Here is a 19,753-nt window from a genome sequence, read left to right on the forward strand (position 1 = left end):
TACGGCTGGTGGACGTGACAGGGCAGAGCGGCATTACTTTCGAGCACGTTTCGGCGCCCGAGAAAAAATACATCGTGGAATCGATGAGCGGAGGGGTGGTGGTCTTCGACTTCGACGGCGATGGACTGCAGGACCTCTACTTCGTCAACTCGCTGACCGTCGACAATGTCGATCCGACCTCGGCTCCCAGCCATCTCTACCGCAATCTGGGAGGTCTGAAGTTCGAGAAGGTTCCCGCCTCGGCGGGCGTCGATCATCCCGGATGGGGGATGGGAGGCTGTGCCGGCGACTACGACGGCGACGGCCGCATGGACCTCTACGTGACCGCGCTGGGCGGAAACAAGCTCTATCGCAACCAGGGCGACGGCACCTTCAGGGAAGTCACCCGCCAGGCCAGGGTCGACGACCAGCGCTGGTCGTCGGGATGCGCCTTCGGCGACTATGACGGCGACGGCGATCTTGACCTCTTCGTGGCCAATTACGTCGACTTCTCTCTCGATAGCCTGCCCGAATTCGGCAAAGGCGCTCTCTGCCAGTATCAGGGAATCCCCGTGCAGTGCGGTCCCCGCGGGTTGCCGGGAGCAGGCGATTCGCTTTTCCGCAACGAAGGGGACGGCACCTTCAGCGAGGTTTCGAAGCAGGCCGGACTGGACGATGCCGACGGATACTACGGCCTGGGCGTGGCGTGGACCGATTTCGATCAGGACGGCAAGCTGGACCTCTTCGTGGCCAACGACGGACGTCCCAACTACCTCTACCGCAACCGGGGCGACGGCACCTTCGAAGACTATGGCTTCCTCTCGGGCAGCGCGGTGGGCGAGGACGGCAGCGAGCAAGCCTGCATGGGCGTGGCCATCGGCGACTTCAACGGCGACCAGCGCTTCGACCTCTTCGCCACCAATTTCTCCAACGAATACAACGTCCTCTACCGCAACGACGGCGACTGGCTGGTCACCGATTACTCCTACGCCAGCCGCACGGCGGAGGCCAGCTTTCCCCTGGTCGGCTGGGGCGCTTTTTTCTTCGATCTCGACAACGACGGCGACCTCGACCTGTTCGCCGTCAACGGGCATGTCTATCCCCAGGTCGAGAGCGCCGGCATCGGGCTCGATTACGCTCAGCCCAAGCTGCTCTACCTCAACCAGGGGGATGGACGCTTTCAGGACGTCAGCCGGGAGATGCCCGTGCTGACCGCCAAGCGCGCCAGCCGGGGAGCGGCTTACGGCGATCTGGACAACGACGGCGACCTCGACATCGTGGTCAACGACCTGGACGGCCCCCCCATGCTGCTGCGCAATGACGGAGGCAACTCCGGCAACTGGCTGAGGGTCGAGTTGCGGGGACCGCACTACAACCGCTACGGACTCAACGCCCGGGTCCGGCTCAAGGCCGGCGGCAAGGTGCAACTGAGGGAAGTCCGTTCAGGGGGCAGCTACCTATCCCAGCACGATCTGCGCGTCCACTTCGGCCTGGGCCAAAACGACTCCGCCGAGTGGCTCGAGGTCATCTGGCCCGACGGCAAGACCACCCGCCTGGAGTCCCCCGCAATCAATACCGCGACGGTCGTTGAATACCGTTAGCCGGTCCGGGGTCCTCGCCGAGCCCTCCAGCGACGATGAGCAACGCCCCCCGCTGCCCGTTTCGAGACGTCAGGGAGGTCTCCGGCCGGGAGTGGATCTTCATTCCAACGCGGCGCTGCTCGATCTGCTTGAGGAGAGCCAGGAATGGTCCTAGCTGACGTCAGCGTTCTCGTCAAATGCATTTCGTCCTGACGCTCCTGAGCACGAACTTTGCAGGCAATGGCTGGAAGCCGTCGTCGGCGGAGATTCTCGTTTCGGCCTTTCCTCTCACGTTCTTAGCGGTGTCGTACGGATCGTTACTCATGGAAGGATATTCAACGACCCCAGCGCTCCTCAGGAAGCTCTCGAATACTGCGAAGCACTCATCCGCCAGCCCCACAGCATCGCTCTCCATCCTGGACAGCAGCATTGGGAGATTTTCCGTCGCCTTTGCCTGGAGGCGAACGGCAAAGGAAATCTCGTGCCGGATGCGTGGGCATGCGGCTCTCGCCATTGAACACGGGCGCCAATGGATAACTCTTGACCGGGATTTCGCTCGATTTCCGGGGCTGGACTGGAAATCACCCTGAGAGCTACTCGTCTGTGATGCAGCCTCGGGAGGCGGACTGCACCAGGCGGATGTACTTGGCCAGGGTTCCGCGGCTGGCCCGGAAGGGAGGCATGGTCCAGGCCTGGCGGCGGCGCTCCCATTGGGCCTCCTCGAGGGCCGCTTCCAGAGTCCGCTGTCTGGCGTCGATGCGGACGCGGTCGCCGTCCTTGAGCAACGCCAGCGGACCGCCTTCCTGGGCCTCGGGAGTGATGTGCCCCACGATGAACCCGTGCGATCCGCCTGAGAAACGGCCATCGGTGAGCAGAGCCACGTCCTTGCCAAATCCCGCCCCCATCAGCGCCGCGGTCGGCTTGAGCATCTCGGGCATCCCCGGACCGCCTTTGGGTCCTTCGTAGCGGATGACGATGACTTGTCCGGCCTTGATGCGCTTCTCTTCCAAGGCCTCGATCATGGCCTCTTCGCGGTCGAAACAGACCGCCTCTCCTTCGAAGACTTCGCCCTCCTTGCCGGTGATCTTGGCCACCGCGCCATGAGGCGCCAGGTTGCCGTAGAGAATCTGGATGTGGCCGGTTGCCTTCAAGGGCGTTTCCACCGCCCGAACCACTTTTTGTCCCGGACTGAGACCGGGCAGCGGATCGAGGTTCTCGGCCACCGTGCGGCCGGTGACGGTGAGGCAATCGCCGTCCAGCATCCCCTTCTCCAACAGATACTTCATGAGGCCCGGCGTCCCCCCGGCCTTGTGCAGGTCTTCCATGACATAGCGTCCGCTGGGCTTGAGGTCGGCCAGGAAGGGCACGCGGTCGCTGATGCGCTGGAAGTCGTCGAGTTCCAGATCCACCTGGGCGGCCTGCGCCATGGCGAGCAGATGGAGAACGGCATTGGTCGACCCTCCCAAGGCCACCACCACGGCGATGGCGTTTTCGAAAGCCGCTCGGGTGAGAATGTCGCGGGGCTTGATGTCCTCTTCAAGCAGGAGGCGCAGGGCGCTTCCGGCTTCGCGGCATTCCCTGACCTTTCCCCCGTCCTCGGCGGGCGTGGAAGAACTGTAGGGCAACGACATCCCCAGAGCCTCGATGGCTGATGCCATGGTGTTGGCCGTGTACATGCCTCCGCAGGCCCCGGCGCCCGGACAAGCCTCTGCCACCACCCGTCGGCGCTGCTCGTCCGACATTGTCCCCGACAGGTACTCTCCGTAACTCTGGTAGGCCGAGACGATGTCGATAGCCTCATCGTCCAGACAGCCGGGCTTGATGGTGCCCCCGTAGATCATCAGCGCCGGACGGTTGAGCCGGGCCATGGCCATCAGGCAACCCGGCATGTTCTTGTCGCAGCCCGGAATGGAGATGTTGGCGTCGTACCAATGGGCCGACATGACCGTCTCGATGGAATCGGCGATCAAGTCGCGCGACTGCAGCGAGAAGCTCATGCCGTCGGTGCCCATGGAGATGCCGTCGCTGACGCCGATGGTATTGAAGCGCATCCCCACCATCCCGGCCTCGACCACGCCTTTCTTGACCTCTGCGGCCAGGTCGTTGAGATGCATGTTGCAGGTGTTGCCCTCGTACCACATGGAGGCAATGCCGACCTGAGGCTTGTCCATGTCTTGGGGCGTCAATCCCGTGCCGTAGAGCATGGCCTGAGATCCGCCCTGGGACTTGGGCTGAGTAAGACGGGAGCTGTAGCGGTTCAGTTTGCGGGTCATGAGGCCTGATCTTAGCGCCTTGCGGGCAGCTTTGGAAGGCCGCCCGGCCAGGCAGGCTACAATGGCCGCCATGCAGGTGCACCTGGTGGACGCAACCTATGAGCTCTTTCGCCACTACTACGGCGCTCCCAAGCGCAGCGACCCGCAAGGACGCGAGGTTGGGGCCACGGTGGGATTGATCCGCTCGCTGGCCAAGATGCTGCGCGAAGAAGGCGCCACCCATGTCGGCTGCGCCTTCGATCACGTGATCGAGTCTTTCCGCAACCAGCTCTTTGAGGGCTACAAGACCGGCGAGGGCATCGACCCCGACTTGAGGAGCCAGTTCGAACTGGCCGAGCAAGCCTGCCGCGCCCTGGGACTGGTGGTTTGGCCAGGAGTCGAGTTGGAAGCCGACGACCTGATGGCCTCAGCGGCCCGGCGCTACGTCCAAGAAGAGGCGGTGGACCGGATTCTTCTCTGCTCCACCGACAAAGACCTGGCTCAATGCGTGGAGGGGACCCGTATCGTCTGCCTTGACCGGCGACGCGGCCTGCTGATCGACGAAGAGGGGGTGCGCGACAAGTTCGGAGTGGGCCCGGAGAGCATCCCCGACTACCTGGCGCTGGTGGGGGACAGCGCCGACGGCATTCCCGGCATTCCCCGCTGGGGCGCCAAATCGGCGGCCGCGGTGCTGAGCCGCTACTTGCACCTGGAGGATATCCCCGAGCGCGCCGAAGACTGGGAAGTGACCGTCCGCGGCGCCTCTTCCTTGGCCGAAAACCTGGCCGAGCGCCGCCCTCAGGCGCTACTTTACAAGAGACTGGCTACCCTTCGCTACGACGCCCCCATACAGGAATCGCTGCACGACCTCGAATGGCGAGGCGCCCGCCGCAAGCCCCTCGAGTCCCTCTGCCGAGACCTCGACTCGGAAGCCGCCCTCGACCTCATCCCCCGCTGGCAAAACGAGGAATGACCGTCTCGCTTTACTCGCTATTGGCTTGCAACGAACAGGGCAGATGGTGCATCTTAGTAGATCGACCCCAGGGCGAGAAACGCTGCCCGGGGGCGTTCTTTGAAAAGTGGGGGCGACTTGGCTTCGACGGAAGCAGTTGAGGCGTCAGATGCATGCCGAGGCTCCGCAACCTCGTCAAAAGCGGAAAAACGTACAATTGCCAACGATCAAATGGCTCTCGCTGCGTAATAACCACCGCAGCCGTCCTACCCGGCTAGCCCGCGAGTCGGGATAGGACGTCACTTAGCGGGATTTTCGGCGGTTTCGCTCTCTCTCAGGGAGCCGTCGAGAACTTTACTGAGAGGGCGTTCGGAAGGTTCGTTTGCCGGTTTCAAACGCCGTCCGCACGTAATGAACGAGACCGGACAAGCATGTAGATTCTGCCGGCGAAGGCTTTCGGACGTGGGTTCGATTCCCACCGCCTCCACCATTTTTCAAGACCCCGTCAACCCGGCTCCAAACGGCCGGGCCGATTGAGACTCGCCTCTTACTTCAAATTCGTTAAATCAGCCGAAAGCGCTCCGAGAGGGGGCCGATTCGGACTTCGAAGTCGCCGGCCTCGGCGCGGCGGTTGCCGTCGCGGTGTACGAAGGCCAAATCGTCGTGGGTCAGGCGAAAGGTCAGCGTTTCTTGCTCTCCCGCATCCAAAGGGAGCTTGCGAAAGTCCCTGAGCCGCATGCAGGGAGGCGTCAGCGAGGCATACAAATCGCTGACGTAGAGTTGCACCACCTCGGTTCCGGCGCGGCCGCCGACGTTCTTCACATCGACACTGACCCGCACTTCTTCTCCGCTTTTCATCTTGTCTCGGTCGAGGCTCAGATTGGAGTACTCGAAATCGGTATAGGTCAGCCCTTGGCCGAACTGAAAAAGCGGGTTGAAGGCCTTCATCCCCAGATGGATGTCTTCTTTCTCGGAGTTCTTGTGATCGTAGGTGAAGAGCGAGCCGCTGGAACGCGGATAGGTGAAGGGCAGGCGTCCCGAGGGGGAGACCTGGCCCAGCAGTATCTCGACCAGAGCTTGAGCGCCGGCTGAGCCGGGGTAGCCGGCCCAAAGGACGGCTTGGGCCCGCTCGGCGACCTCGGTAAAGAGGCGGGGACGACCCGCCGTCACCAGCAGGATGACGGGCTTGCCGCTATTCAGCAGCGCCTCGGCCAACTGCAACTGGGGACGCGGAAACGACAGGTCTTCGATGTCCCCCGGCTTTTCCACAGCGGACCGTTCGGCCAGGCAGCAGACGGCCACGTCGGCTTGTTCAAGCCCCTGCAAGGCCTGCTCGATTTGAGGCGCGCCCCGGAATCCGCAGCCAGGACGATAGATCAAGCGCTCTTCGATCGACTCGGCCATGGCTTGGCGCAAGGTCTTCAGTCCGGCAGGAAAGGCGGTCTCCTCCCGGCCTTGCCAGGTGTAGGACCAGGGACCGAAAAGGGCCGGCAGGGAATCGGCGCCCGGCCCGGTCAGGAGCACCCGGGTCTCGGCGTCCAGCGGCAGGACGCCCCAATTGCGCAGCAGCACGGCCGACTCGCGGGCCGCCTCCAGGGCTGTCTTGCGGTCGCCCTCCTGGTGCAGATCCTGCAGAGATCCGGCAACGGAATTGTCGAACAGTCCCAGACCGTGCTTGAGCATCAGGATGCGGCGCACCGACTGGTCGATGCGTTCCTGCGAGATGGCCTCCTCCTCCACCAGTTCGATGAGAAGATCGCAGAAATCGAGGCGATGAGGCGTCATGCTGATGTCGATTCCGGCTTCAACCGCCAGCCGCACGGCTTCCTTCAAAGTAGGGGCCACGCGATGGATGGTGTGCAGGCGCATCACGTCCATCCAGTCGGTCACCACCACGCCCTTGAAGCCCATCTCATGGCGCAGCAGGTCGTTGAGCAGCCATTTGCAGGCGTGGGCGGGCGTGCCGCTGATCTCCCCGCTGTTGACCATGATGGTGGCCACGCCGGCCCCGATGGCGGCCTGAAAGGGGGGAAGGAAGTACTCGCGTAAGACATGTTTGGGAATGTAGGCGGGCGTCCGGTCCTTGCCGGTGGCGGGCATGCTGTAGCCGACAAAGTGCTTGGCACAACCCGCCAGGCGTCCCCCCGACTGCAAACCGGCCACGGCGGCCACACCCAGCCGCGTCGCCAAGAGCACGTCTTCGCCGTAAGTCTCGACCATGCGCGACCACAGCGGCTGACGTCCCACGTCGAGTACGGGAGCAAAGCTCCAAGGGATGCCCGAAGCCAGCGTCTGGCGGGCGGCGATGGAAGAACAGCGCCGCACCAAATCAGGATTCCAGCAAGCCGCCAATCCCAGGTTGTGAGGAAAAAGAGTGGCCTCCCGGGTGTAGTTGGCTCCGTGCACCGAATCGATCCCGAACAGCACGGGGATGCCCAGGCGCGTGCCCTGGCTGGCAGTTTCCTGGATTTCGCCGATGACTTCACGCCAGCGGGAAGCTGAGAGAGCCTGGTCGGCCACGTTGAGCACCGACCCCACGGCGTATTCGCCCACGGCCCTCTGCAGAGCCTGGCGGTCGAAGCGGAACTGGGAGCCCTGACGCTCACGGGAGGACGCCAGGGATTCCAGGGAAACCTGGGTCATCTGGCCGACCTTCTCGCGCAAGGTCATCTTTGCAATGAGATTGGAGAGGGAGACTCGGAGAGACGGGGCTGTGCTCAAAGTATCCCCTATTCTAACGCTCTAGACACGGAAAAGGGAACCTCCCCGGCGTCGCGTCCGATGGCGCCGGGGAGCGTTCCGCTCAGGCGGCAGGGAGGCCACCCTGCCGTTGACAGCCGTCGCGGGGACGGCTACCAGATCAGCTTCAGACCGAACTGAATCTCGCGCGGAGGCCTTACGCGGGTGACTTCCCCGAAGCTGGGATTGGACTGCTCAAAACTGAGCAGATTGCCGTTTTCATCGATTTGTTCGTCGGTGATGCTGAAGTTGTTGTCGATGAATTGCGGGTTAGTGTGGTTGAAGAAGTTGAAGAACTCGGCCCGGAACTGCAACTGGGCGCCTTCGTTGTTGAACCAGGGCAGCCCATAGACGTTTTTGATGAAGGAAACGTCCCAGTTATGGATGCCGGGGCCCCGGTATTGGGAGCGGGGCGAGAGTCCCAGGCGTCCCACTCGGGAAGGCGGAGCGAAGGCGGACGTGTTGAAGTACTGCTCGATGGTCTTGGGACCCTCGGGGTTGCCCACCAAGTCGGGACGGTTGGACTCGGTTCCGGTGAAGTCGGTGCAGCACGTGACCGACTCGGCCCGTCCTGAGTTGGCCGTGACGATGGTGGCCAGTTCCCAGTCGCCCAGGACGTTGCGCACGAACCCGTTGGACCCGCTCAGAGAAGGAGTCCGGTAGATGAAGTTGGCCGTGAAGAGGTGGGGACGGTCGAACTGAGCCAGTCCCTTGTCATAGCCGATGTTGGTCAGGTCGGACACCGTGTTGCTGCGCACCTCGTTGAGGTTGTAGCTGGTGGCCAACAGCTTGGAGTAGGTGTAAGAGAGCTGGTAGGAGAAGCTGTCGGAGAAGCGCTTGACCAGGTAGGCCTGAAAGCTGTGATACCAACTGTCCGCGAAGCGGGCGAAGATGACCGGGCCCGATCCGCCGCCCACCAGAAAGTTGAAGGGCCGCAGTTGATTGGCCGCATCGGCGTTGTTGTTCAAGGTCTGAACGGCGAATTCGGTGCGGTCCTCAACCGGCACCTGGTTGCTGAAGATGCGGGTGGGAATATTATGTCCGCGGTTGCCTACGTAGGCCACCTCGAACTTGGTATCCCGCCATAACTCGCGCTCGATGGTCAGGTTCCACTGATAACTGCCCGGAGTCTTGGCGCGCGGGTCTTTGCCGTTCTGGGCCACGCCCTCGCCGCCGAAGGTCCCGGCATTCTCCGGAATCGAGTCGAGGGGACGACCCGTATTGAAGCCCCGCGAGGTATTGAAGGGAGGATTGATGGCCAGCGTGAGCAGGTCGCCCAAGGCTTCGCGGTTGAAGAAGACGCCGGCTCCGGCACGGATGGCCCAGCGGCCCTGTCCGGTGGGATCCCAGGCGAATCCTACACGCGGCGCGATGTCCAGATAGTGGTTCTGAACCAGCGCCCGTTCGTCGACGTCGAGTCCGCGGACGTCGCCTGGAAAGATCAATCCGTTGGTGGAGGTGGCTCCTTCGGCCGGATCCACCAGAGTGGGAATGAAATTGGCGATGCGGTCATCGTCGGCGAAGGCGTTGGGCAGAATCGAGTAGCGCACCCCGTAGTTGAGAGTGAAGCGGGGATGGACGCGCCAGGTGTCGGCGAAGTAGAACTCGTAATCGCGCCAGCGGATGTTGGCGCGGGGGTTGGCCGAATTCTCGATGCCTTGACCGAAAACGGTGCCGCGCAGGATGAAGTCGGCCACGGCGTTGCCGGTGGTGTCGGTTGAGCCTTCAATCCCGTTCCAGGCGGCCGGAATAGCCCGCCCCCCGTCGGTCCAAAACTGGGGAGCGAAGGAAGCGCCGTTGGCGTTGGTGTCTTCTTCCTTCTTGTTATAGGAAACCAAGACGCCGAAACGCATGCTGTGGTCGCCGACGACCTTGGAGAAGTCGTCTTTCCAGACCAGCAGGTCCTGACGGTTGGTCCAGGGCGCCTGATGCCACAGGTCGTTGCCCAGGACTCCACCCCAAACCGTCGTGTGAGCATGGTTTTCGGGTCCGGGAAAAACCTCGGGAATGGCCGAGTTGATGGCTGCGTTGATGGAGTCGCCGCTGCCCCTGACGATGTCGATCTCGTTGCCCGACCAGGAGAAGCTCATCTGGTTGACCGTGGCGGCTCCGAAAGTTGAAGTCCACTGGGTGGTCAGGCTGCGGGCCGGCTGGTCCCACTGGGAGTCGACCGCAGGGAAGGGGTCGTCGCCCCACAGTCCGCCTTCCTGAAAGCTGGGGGAGGAGTTGGTCCAACTGTCTTTGGTGAAGCGGCCCATAAAGCTGTGCGTGCTGTTGAGAGTGAAGTCGAGGCGCACCTGCTCTTGCCGGGTGTCGATGGGCGAACTGGGTGCGGCCACCCAGTTGGCGCCGTTGAAGCGGGGGTCGTCGGTTGACAGCGTGGGCGCCGGGTAGAGCGCCAGCAACGCCTGTCCCGCCGGACTCAGCAATTCCTGGGGGATCTGGTGGTTGGGGAAGAACTGACCGGTGAAGGGATTGATGGGCAACGGGTCACGGCTGCTGGGACCGGAGAAATCGCCCTGCCGTTCCGCCAAAGTGGGAACGCGGGCTCGACGAGGAACGCCCCGGCGGTCCTTGCGCCACTCCTGCGACCAGAAAAAGAAGAGGCGGTCCTTGACGATGGGTCCGCCAAGCGAATAGCCGAAGTTGTTGTAGACCAGGCTTTGCTTCTCCGCGCCGGCCGAGTTGAGAAATAGTTCGGTGGCGTTGAGATTGTCGTTGCGGTGAAAATAGTAAGCGGAACCATGGAACTGATTGGTACCGCTCTTGGTCACCACGTTGACCTGGGCTCCGGAAGAAGCGCCCAGGTCGGCCTCGTAGCTGTTGCGCTGGATCTTGAACTCGGCAATCGAGTCGACCGAGGGGTAGGTCAGGATGGTGCGTCCCGAGCCGATGTCGACGTTGTTGGTTCCGTCCACCAGCCACATGTTGGCGTTGCCCGGACTGCCCGAGAAGGAGATGTCGACACCCGCCAACAGTCCGGTGTTGGAGACCGCCGCGCCCTGACCCACCGCCGCCCCCGGAACCAGGGTGGCCAACTGCACGAAACTGCGGTTGTTGAGGGGAAGCTCGGTGACCTGCTCGCCCGTGATGAGGTTGCTCACCGAGCCGCTGCGCAGCTCGACTTGAGCGGGAGAACTGCTGACCGTCACCTCCTCGCTCATCTCGCCCAACTCCAAACGGCAGTTGACGACCCGGTTGGCGCGCACGTCGACCTTGATACTCTTGGCCACGAACGACTTGAAACCTTCCAGCGTGGCCGTCAGCCGGTAGGTGCCGACCTCCACCCGCAAAAACGTGTAAAAGCCGGTGTCGTCGGAAATCACGGTGCGGGAGGTTCCCGTGTCCTGGTTGACGATTTTCACCTCGGCTCCCGGAATGACCGCGTCCGAACTGTCCTTGACCGTGCCGCTGATAGTACCCGCTGTCTGGGCCTGCAACGATACGGAGAACAGGAGGAAAAGCGTGGCCAAAAGGGCTGGGATGCAGAAAACCCTTTGCTGTGGACGCATGTGTTTACCCCCGTGTGTTGCTGCAATTGACTGCATGAAGCAATTGCGCTTTCTTGCTGCTAACAATTGTTAAGACTCCTAATTTATTGCCCCAGTGCAAGGCGCCGGAAAGGACAAGGGGCCTGCAAGGTCCCCGCGCCCCTTAGCGCCGCCTTTAATTAGGACTCTTAAAAAATAACTTGACGCAAAGGATTACCACAGCCCATAATCGTCTGTCAACTGGAAACTGACCGTTGGGGGAAAAAACATCTGATGTCGAGTCAATCACGCAAGTACTCCAAGCAGCGCGGACGCTATGCCAGCAAGATCGATCTTTCCAAGATGCGATCCCTGAACAGTTGGCAGATTCTGGAGGCCGTTCGCGACAAAGGACCGCTTTCGCGGGCCGAACTGGCCAAGATTTCGGAGTTGTCTCCGCCCACGGTTTCAGCCTTGGTCGACACGCTTCGCGAACTGCATTTGCTGCGCGAGCGCCGTCAGCCGGTTCGAGCCAGCGGGCCGGGCCGCAAACCTCGTCTGCTTGAAATCAACGATGAGCTGGGCTGCGTGGCGGGCCTGGAATTCCAACCTTTTCAATTATGTCTGGCCGTGGCCGACCTGAACGGAAAAATCCTGGCCCGCTCCCGAGTGGGCATTGACCCGGCGGCCGGACCCGATGCCCATATTGCAGCTCAAGCCGACAGCGTCAGGCAGTTGCTGGAGGAGGCCGGACTGCCTTTAGAGTTGCTGATGGGCGTCACCGTGGCGGCTCCCGGCATCACCGATTCCACACAAGGACGCGCCATCGACCTGACCATGAACTATCTGGAGGGCTGGCGCGACATCGAATTGGCCCAGCGCCTGAGCGTACAGCTGGAGGCGCCGGTGGCTGTCGAGAACGACCTCAACTCGGCCGTCCAGGGCGAACACTGGAAGGGCTGCGCTCAAGGCGAATCGGACTTCGCCTTCATCTCGGCCAACATCTTTTCCGATCCTTGCCAGGTTGGGGCCGGCATCATCATCGACGGCAAGCTGCACCGCGGCGGTCACTGGCATGCCGGCGAAATCGGGCGCCTCAACATCGATCATCACCACTACCGGGGATTGCGCAATCAACTGGGCGAGCGCCTCAGCCGCCAATCCCGATCGCAGGACGCCCGCCTGCTCCTGCAAGCCGTGGACGAGGCAGGCAGCGAAGGACACCTCAATCCCGCCGCGGTTTTCGAAGCGGCCCGCTCGGGACGGCCCGAAGCTCAGCGCCTGGTGCAGGAACTCTCCGCTTACATAGGCACCTCGGTGGCCAACTTGTGCAGCATCGTCGACCCCACCCTGGTGGTCTTCGGCGGTGGAATCGTAGGAGCCGGCGACCATTTCATCGATGCCGTCCGGGGCGTGATGTCCGAGATGATCCCCAATCTGCCCCGCTTGGCCCTGTCGAGCCTGGGTTCGGACGTTTACCTGCTGGGCTGCATTCAATCCTCTCTCAGGCTGGCCTGGGACCAACTGCACCATTACGTGCTCGATCCCGGGCAGATGCCGACCCGCATCCTCAATTCCGCGAGTTAAACATGATGAGAATCCGCTTGACCTTTCTTCTCTTGGCCTTCTTTTCGGCATGGGCGACAGCCGTCCCGGCAAGTCCCCCGCAAGAGCCTCTCTACAAGGACGCTTCGGCCCCTCCAGAGGAGAGGGTGGAAGACCTCTTGGGGCGCATGACGCTGGCCGAAAAAGTCGGCCAGATGACTCAGATCAACTTCAGCGCCATCAACGGCAGCGGCCAGGAGGCGGTACAGATCGATCCCGACCTGGTCAGCCAGGCCATACGCCGCTACCACGTGGGATCGTTCCTCAACGGCATCGCGGTGCCCGCCTCTCAATGGCATGAGTACAGCGACCAGCTTCAGCGCATCAACATGCGGGAGTCGCGCTTGGGCATTCCCATCATTTACGGGATGGACCATATCCACGGGGCCAATTACCTCAGCGGAGCCACCATCTTCCCCCAACCCTTCAATCTGGCGGCCACCTTCAACACCGAACTGGTCCGCCGGATGGCCAAGATCACGGTCGTAGAAACTCAGGGCCTGGGCCACCACTGGATCTTCGCACCTGTCCTGGGACTGGCCCGTCAACCCGCCTGGCCGCGAGTCTACGAGACATTCGGAGCAGACGCGCTGCTGGCCTCCCGCATGGGAACGGCCTTTATCGAAGGACTGCGCGAGGCCTCGAGCGAGACTGGCGACGGCCATCTGAGGGCTGCCTGCGCCAAGCATTTCCTGGGCTATTCGGTTCCCGACTCGGGTTACGACCGGACTCCGGTGGACATCTCCTGGCAGAGCATCCGCGAATACCTGCTGCCTCCCTTCAAGGCCGCCATCGACGCGGGCGTGCGCACGGTCATGATCAACAGCGGCGAGATCAACGGCATTCCCGTACATGCCTCCAAGCCCATCCTGACCGGTTTGCTGCGCCAGGAGCTGGGGTTTGAAGGGGTGGCGCTCACCGACTGGGAAGACATCATCAAGCTGGTCAACTTCCACAAGGTGGCGGAAGACGAACGCCAAGCCACCCAAATGGCGGTGGAGGCGGGCATCGACATGGCCATGACCCCCTACACCTATGCCTTCAGCGATCACCTGCAGGCACTGGTGCGCGAGGGCGTCATATCGGAAGAGCGGGTCGATACCTCAGTGCGGCGAGTCCTGCGTCTCAAGTTTGAACTAGGGCTCTTCGAGCATCCTTACCCGGCTCAGCCGCGCGGCGACTTGATCGGAGCCGCCCAACACCGCCGTGAAGCCTTACAGGCGGCCCGCGAGTCGATCGTCCTGCTCAAGAACGAGGGGTTGCTGCCGCTGGCCGAGGACGCGGCCCATCTGCTGGTCACAGGACCGGCCGCCAACTCCAAGCGCAATCTCGGGGGAGGCTGGACGCTGCGCTGGACGGGCGGCAAGCCTGAAGAGTACCCCCGAGACATGCTCACCATCCATGAGGCGCTGGCCAGGCGCTTCGGCGCGTCCCGGGTCACCCTGATGGAGGACATCGGCGAGCCGGGCAGCCAAGCCCGCAGGAAGTTCGAAGAGGCTGCCGCCTCGGCCGATGCCGTCATCGTGGCTGTAGGTGAAGAGCCTTATGCCGAAGTGACCGGACAGATCAACGACCTCACCCTCGATTCCGGGCAATTGGAGCTTGTTGGCGCCGCCGCCGGCGCCTCAAGCAAGGTCGTTTTGCTGCTGGTGCAAGGCCGTCCGCGGGTGGTTCCGCCCCATTACGCCCAGAGCCTTCCCGCCATGCTCATGGCCGGACTGCCGGGATTCGAAGGGGCCGAGGCCATCGCCGACGTTCTTTCCGGCCGCTTCAACCCTTCGGGCCGGCTGCCTCTCTCCTATCCCGCCTATCCCACCCACACGGTGCCCTATAATCACAAGGCAACCGACAAGTCCAGCGCGCTCTTTCCCTTCGGGCACGGACTCAGCTACACCCGCTTCGAGTATTCCGGCCTGGAGATCGATGGGGAGAGCCACTCCCCCGGGCAGGAGATCGAAGCCCGGGTCACGGTGCGCAACGCCGGTGAGCGGACGGGACAGGAGAGCGTGCTGTGGTTCGTCACCGATGAAGTGGGCAGCATTACGCGTCCGGTGCGGGAATTGAAGCACTTTGAGAAAATCGAACTCCAACCCGGCCAGTCGCGGACCTTGCGCTTCACCATCGTGCCCGGGCGCGATCTGGCATTTCCCGACGCCCGCGGCAAGAAGCACCTGGAACCGGGCAGCTTCACCCTCTCGGTGGGCGGACTGAAGACCGCCTTTAAGCTGACGCCATGACTACCAGAGTCGATCATTTCGAGACAGCGCGCAGGCGCAGGAAAGCGCGCCGGCCGGGCCTGGCGCTGACGGGTTTGTGCATCCTGGCCAATCTCGTCCTCCTGCTTGCGGCCCAGCAAAAGCCGTCGGAAGTCATCGAGCAGGTCTTTGGTCGCGCTCAGGAGGCTCTGCGCCTGGGGGAAATCGAAGCGGCCGAAAGCGACGCCCGCTTCATCGTCTCCGCCTCGCTCGACCAGTTGGGCGCTCTTTACCAGTCCCAGCGCCGCTGGGAAAAGGCTGAGAAGGCTTATCTGGAGGCCGCCCGCGCCTCGGCCTTCGCCGCCGAGTCGCTGATGGGCCTGGGCATCGTCTACTTGCGCAGCGGACGCTACGAGGAGGGACGCCGGACGCTCAGGCAGTTGCTGCGCCTTAATCCCCTCAATCCCGACCCTCACCACCTGCTGGGCAAGATCCTCTTCATGCAGGGAGACTATCAGGGAGCCTCGTCAGAACTGCGCGACGCCTATTCGCTGGGTCCGGGCGACATGAGCGTGGCCTACACCCTGGCTCTGGCCTATCTCAAGCAGCAGCGTCCCGAGGAGGCCCAGAAGGTCTTCGCCGAGATGGAGGAGAGGGTGGGTTCCTCGCCCCGCTTCAAGGTTTTGCGCGGACGCGCCCTGCGCGAAACAGGCTATTTGGAGGAGGCCATCCGCCAATTTCGCGGCGCCATCGAGCAGGATGGGAATTTCCCCCGCGCTCATTACTATCTGGGACTGACCCTGCTCATGCGCCATCACCGCGAGGCCTTCGGCGAGGCGCTGCGGCACTTTCAGGTTGAACTGGAGCATTCGCCCGACCATTACCCCTCCATCTTTTTCAGCGGAGTGGTGCTGGCCTCCGATCAGCGCCATGAGGAGGCGCTGCCGCTGCTGGAGCGGGCTTGCCGGCTGGAGCCGCAGCGTCCCGATCCGCACCTTTTCCTGGGACAGACGCTGCTCAAGCTGAACCGCTATGAGCAGGCCGTCGATCACCTGCGTCAGGCCATCAGGCTCACGCCCGATCCCGAGGCTGATCGTTTCCGTGTCGCCAACGCTCATTTTTCACTGGGGCAGGCCCTCTTGCGCAGCGGACAGCGGGAGGAAGCCCAAGTCCACATCGAGGCTTCGCGCCGCCTCAAACGCGAGCGTTTCGACTGGGAGGCGGAAGCGGTGGAAGAGCAGATGAAAGGTTCTTCGGGCGAGCGAATTGCCGATGCGGCGCCACCTGAGGCGGAGGAAGGCGATAACCCCTCCCGCCAATTGCAGGCCGCCTTGGCCTCCCACGGCGAAACCTCCCTGATGCTGGTCGACTTGCAGTCACAAGCCGTGGAGTCCGACCCGCAGCAGGACCGAACCGCCGCCTTCTACGCACGCGCCGCTTCAAGCGCCTACCAACTGCTGGCCCGCCTCTACGCGCAGCGCCAGGAATTCGCTCAAGCCGCCCGCTTTCTGGAGTTGGCCTCAGGCTGGGACGACGGCAACGCCGATCTCTACTTCAACTGGGCACTGGCCTGCATGAAGGCCGATCAGCCGGAATGCGCGGTGGAGCCCTTGATCGCCGACCTCAGGCGCAATCCGCAACGCGATGCCGCCAAAGGAATGCTGGCCCAGGCGGCCCTGCAACTGGTGGAGTCCAAGGACAGCGCCGCCGCCAGCCAGGCGGTCGGCTTTCTCATCGGACTCCATCCCGAGGTGGCCGACCTGCACTTGCTCAAGGGACGGGTGTCGGCGGTGGAGGGACGTTTTCAGGAGGCTCGGGAGTCTTTTCTGCAGGCACGCCGCCTCAATCCCTCGATCGCCGAGGTCCACTACTTCGAAGGCATGGCCTTGCTGCGTCAGAGCAAGATGGATGAAGCGCTGGAGGCTTTCAGCCGCCAACTGGAGAAAACTCCCCGGCACGCCAAGGCCCTCTACCACAAGGCCTTCCTGCTCGACGCCCTGGGACGCGCCTCGGAAGCGCCGCCCCTGCTGGAGCAGGCCATTGCGGCCGATCCCGACTACGCCCAGCCCTACTACCAACTGGGAAAGATGCAACTCAAGGAGGGGAAGCTGCCGCAAGCCACCATGAATCTCGAAACGGCCTCGCGCCTCAGTCCCGATGCCTCCTACGTCCACTATCAGCTTTCCCGCGCCTATTCCCTGGCCGGACGCAAGGACGAGGCCCAGGAGGCACTGAGGCGTTACCGGCAGCTCAAGAAGCTGGAAGAGGAGGCACGCCTGCAATCCGTCCGCCAGTTGGACCCGCCGCCCGACAGCGAGGAACAGCCATGAAGACGCGGGTGATATGGACCGCACTTTTGATGTCGTCCTTGTGGCTTGCACCCGTTGCGGCCGCGGCGGCAACGGCGGGGCCGACCTGGCAGGCCGGGGAGGGTCAGGCCGATGAGGCGCTGTGGGGACGCCTGCGTGCCCAACTCGATGCAGGACGCCTGCAGGAGGCCCGCTCGCTGTGCCTGCAGGCGCTGGAGAAGCGGCCCGACTCGGTGCGCTACCTGCGCACCCTGACCGCTATCGAGCTCAAGCTGGGCCGCTGCCCCGAAGGCATCGATGCCATCGAGAAGGCTTTGCAGAGAGCGCCTCATTCCCCCGACGTCCTCTACGAGTCGGCCCTGGTTTCGCTGGAGTGCGGACGGACGGGCGACGGCATCCACACCTTGCGCTTGCTGCTGCTCATGAATCCCGAGGAGCCGCGCGTCCTCTTTCAACTTGGAAAAGCTCTGCTGCAAACTCCCGATCTGGCCGAGGCGCTGGAGCACCTCCAGCACCACGCCCGGCTGCGCCCCCGAGACCCGGCCGGACTGCGGGCGCTGGCCTATGGACAGATTCTGCTGACCCGCTTCCGGGAGGCCCAGGAAACCATCGAGCGGGCGCGCCTCATCGAGCCCGATTCCTGGGAAACCGACTATTACCAGGGAGCGCTGGACTTAGAGAGGGAGGCCTATCCTTCGGCGGAGAAGTTCTTCCGCTCGGCCCTCGACAAAAAACCCACCCACGGACCTTCTCACCTGGGGCTGGGCAAGGTGCTTCTCAGGGAGGGGCGTTATCAGGCGGCCATCGAGTCGCTGCGTGAAGCGGAACGCCTGCTGCCCCAGCGCGCCGACGTCAACTTTCAGCTCAGCCGGGCCTATTCGCGCTTAGGACAAGACGAAGAGGCCCGCCGTCACATCCAACTCTTCCGCGAAAAGCGCAAGCGCGAAGACGAGGTGCTGCGCCCGCAAGCGGAAGACTCGGCGGATCTCCAACAGCCTCCGCCCCGGAAACCGTAGAATAAGGTCTACCGATATGACGCCAATGATGACCAGAATTCTTCTTCTAATCACCCTTTTCAGCTTGGCCTTGCCGGCCCAGGAGCGCCGCCGGGAAGAAGCCGAGGATTATTACCGCAAGTGGCTCGAGCAAGACGTGGCCTACATCATCACAGACGAAGAACGGGCCGTCTTCGAGAATCTCACTACCGAGGACGAAAAAGAGCGTTTCGTGGAACAGTTCTGGTTGCGGCGCGACAGCGATCCTGCCACCGCCTTCAACGAGTTCAAGGAGGAGCACTACCGCCGCATCGCCTACGCCAACGATCACTTTTCAGTGGGAGTCCCGGGATGGAAATCTGACCGGGGACGCGTCTACATCATCCACGGCGAGCCCGACAGCATCGAACACCATGACCAGGGCGAGCAGTACTACCGTCCCGCCAGCGAAGGCGGAGGCGTGACGGCTACCTATGCCTGGCAGTCCTGGTATTACCGCAACTTGGACGGCGTGGGCGACGGGGTGACCATCGAGTTCGTCGACCGCACCATGAGCGGACACTACGAACTGGCCCGCGACGCCATGGACAAGGACGCCACCTTGTGGATTCCCGGCCTGGGATTGACCGAGTCGGAACGGCTGGGCGGCGGCACCAAGTCGGAGCGCATCGGCACCCGCACCATGGCCAACGAGGCGGCCCGGCGCACGGGCGATCCGCTGCGCATCTTCACGCGCAACGACGACCTCTTCGAACGCCTGCGCCGATACACCATGATCCAGGCGGCGCCCGACATCCGCTTCACCGATCTGGAGCGCATGGTGGACAGCCGCGTCTCCTACAACCAGCTCGATTTCCAGGTGCGCATCGACCGCATCCGCATCACCTCGCAGGACTACCTGGCCCCGGCCACCTACTTCTTCCCGACTCAGGAGTTCGCTCCCAAGTCCAGCGTCGAAGGAGCCCTGGAACGGGCCCGCCTCAATGTTTACGGGCGAGTGGAAGGGCTCGACCAGAGGACCGTCTACGCCTTCGACGAAGTGGTCAATCTCAACCTGGTCGAGGACGCCCGGCGCGGCTACTCGGTCTTTCAGCGCAACCTGCCCCTCAAGCCGGGCCGCTACAAGCTGGTCTCCGTGGTCAAGGACATCAACAGCGAGAAGGTGGGACTGCTGGAAACCGGCATTCACATTCCTCAGCCCCCATCCGAGCCCGAGTTGGAAATGTCTCCCCTCATCCTGGCTGATCATGTGGGGCCGGCCGGCGACCAGGAATTCATCTCCGATCCCTTCGTACTCTCTTCGGTCAAGGTCTACCCCAGCCGCAACGGCACCTACCGGCGAGGCGCGCCGCTGGGTTTTTACTTCGAGGTTTACAACGTCGCGGCCGACCAGCAGACGCTTGAGCCTTGGCTGCAGATGGACCTGAAAGTCGAGCGCGAAGGAGAGGAGATACCGCTGCCTTTCAGCAACCTGGAGCGCCTTTTGCACCGCTACTCCGACCGCTTCTTCGCCGGATCGATGCTCTCCACTCAGCCGCTGAAAGCGGGCCACTACCGCCTCACCGTTTCCATCACCGACCGCATCGCGGCCACCACGGTCCAGCGGTCGGCTACCTTCACCATCGTGGACAGCCCGGCTGCAGACTCGGGCCACTAGGTGGCCAACAAGTTGACACA

General features: G+C 62.9%; 11 protein-coding genes and 1 other RNA gene. 8 read left to right on the forward strand and 4 right to left on the reverse strand.

The annotated features are described in order from the left end of the window. A partial coding sequence (locus VLU25_03505; GenBank protein HSR66986.1) for a CRTAC1 family protein occupies positions 1 to 1,580 on the forward strand: 1,580 nt, incomplete at its 5' end. Between the two features lie 172 nt (positions 1,581 to 1,752). Here the strand turns inward: VLU25_03505 and VLU25_03510 are convergent. Together VLU25_03510 and ilvD are read right to left on the reverse strand one after the other, a co-directional pair. Then, positions 1,753 to 1,989, reverse strand: coding sequence for a hypothetical protein (locus tag VLU25_03510; protein HSR66987.1), 237 nt, complete (start codon positions 1,987 to 1,989; stop codon positions 1,753 to 1,755). Between the two features lie 163 nt (positions 1,990 to 2,152). Beyond that, positions 2,153 to 3,832, reverse strand: coding sequence for a dihydroxy-acid dehydratase (gene ilvD, locus VLU25_03515; protein ID HSR66988.1), 1,680 nt, complete (start codon positions 3,830 to 3,832; stop codon positions 2,153 to 2,155). 70 nt (positions 3,833 to 3,902) lie between these two features. On the opposite strand from ilvD, the gene VLU25_03520 reads away from it, so the two are divergent. Then, a complete protein-coding gene (locus VLU25_03520; protein HSR66989.1) occupies positions 3,903 to 4,784 on the forward strand; it encodes a 5'-3' exonuclease H3TH domain-containing protein in 882 nt (293 codons plus the stop codon). Between the two features lie 108 nt (positions 4,785 to 4,892). Continuing rightward, positions 4,893 to 5,253: a transfer-messenger RNA gene (ssrA, locus tag VLU25_03525) on the forward strand. Positions 5,254 to 5,324: 71 nt separating this feature from the next. Here the strand turns inward: ssrA and VLU25_03530 are convergent. After that, positions 5,325 to 7,433 carry a glycoside hydrolase family 3 N-terminal domain-containing protein gene (locus tag VLU25_03530; GenBank protein ID HSR66990.1) on the reverse strand — a complete coding sequence of 703 codons (2,109 nt, stop codon included), beginning with the start codon at positions 7,431 to 7,433 and terminating at the stop codon, positions 5,325 to 5,327. A 182-nt stretch (positions 7,434 to 7,615) separates the two neighbouring features. Then, a complete protein-coding gene (locus VLU25_03535) occupies positions 7,616 to 11,014 on the reverse strand; it encodes a carboxypeptidase-like regulatory domain-containing protein (GenBank protein ID HSR66991.1) in 3,399 nt (1,132 codons plus the stop codon). A 252-nt stretch (positions 11,015 to 11,266) separates the two neighbouring features. On the opposite strand from VLU25_03535, the gene VLU25_03540 reads away from it, so the two are divergent. Genes VLU25_03540 through VLU25_03560 form a run of 5 tightly spaced genes read left to right on the forward strand, consistent with a single transcriptional unit; the run spans position 11,267 to position 19,733 of the window. Continuing rightward, on the forward strand, positions 11,267 to 12,559 hold the full coding sequence (locus tag VLU25_03540; GenBank protein HSR66992.1) for an ROK family transcriptional regulator: 1,293 nt from the start codon (positions 11,267 to 11,269) through the stop codon (positions 12,557 to 12,559). A 2-nt stretch (positions 12,560 to 12,561) separates the two neighbouring features. After that, a complete protein-coding gene (locus VLU25_03545) occupies positions 12,562 to 14,814 on the forward strand; it encodes a glycoside hydrolase family 3 N-terminal domain-containing protein (GenBank protein ID HSR66993.1) in 2,253 nt (750 codons plus the stop codon). Next, complete coding sequence (locus VLU25_03550; GenBank protein HSR66994.1) at positions 14,811 to 17,102, forward strand: tetratricopeptide repeat protein; 2,292 nt, start codon at positions 14,811 to 14,813, stop codon at positions 17,100 to 17,102. Before VLU25_03545 ends, VLU25_03550 begins: the two co-directional genes overlap by 4 nt. Then, positions 17,099 to 18,097, forward strand: a complete 999-nt coding sequence (locus tag VLU25_03555; GenBank protein HSR66995.1) for a tetratricopeptide repeat protein — start codon at positions 17,099 to 17,101, stop codon at positions 18,095 to 18,097. The genes VLU25_03550 and VLU25_03555 overlap by 4 nt, the downstream gene beginning before the upstream one ends. 25 nt (positions 18,098 to 18,122) lie before the next feature. Next, complete coding sequence (locus VLU25_03560) at positions 18,123 to 19,733, forward strand: GWxTD domain-containing protein (GenBank protein ID HSR66996.1); 1,611 nt, start codon at positions 18,123 to 18,125, stop codon at positions 19,731 to 19,733. Positions 19,734 to 19,753 lie beyond the last annotated feature (20 nt).

This window comes from Acidobacteriota bacterium (assembly GCA_035471785.1).
In the GTDB taxonomy this organism is placed as follows: Bacteria; Acidobacteriota; UBA6911; order RPQK01; family DATIPO01; genus JANQFM01.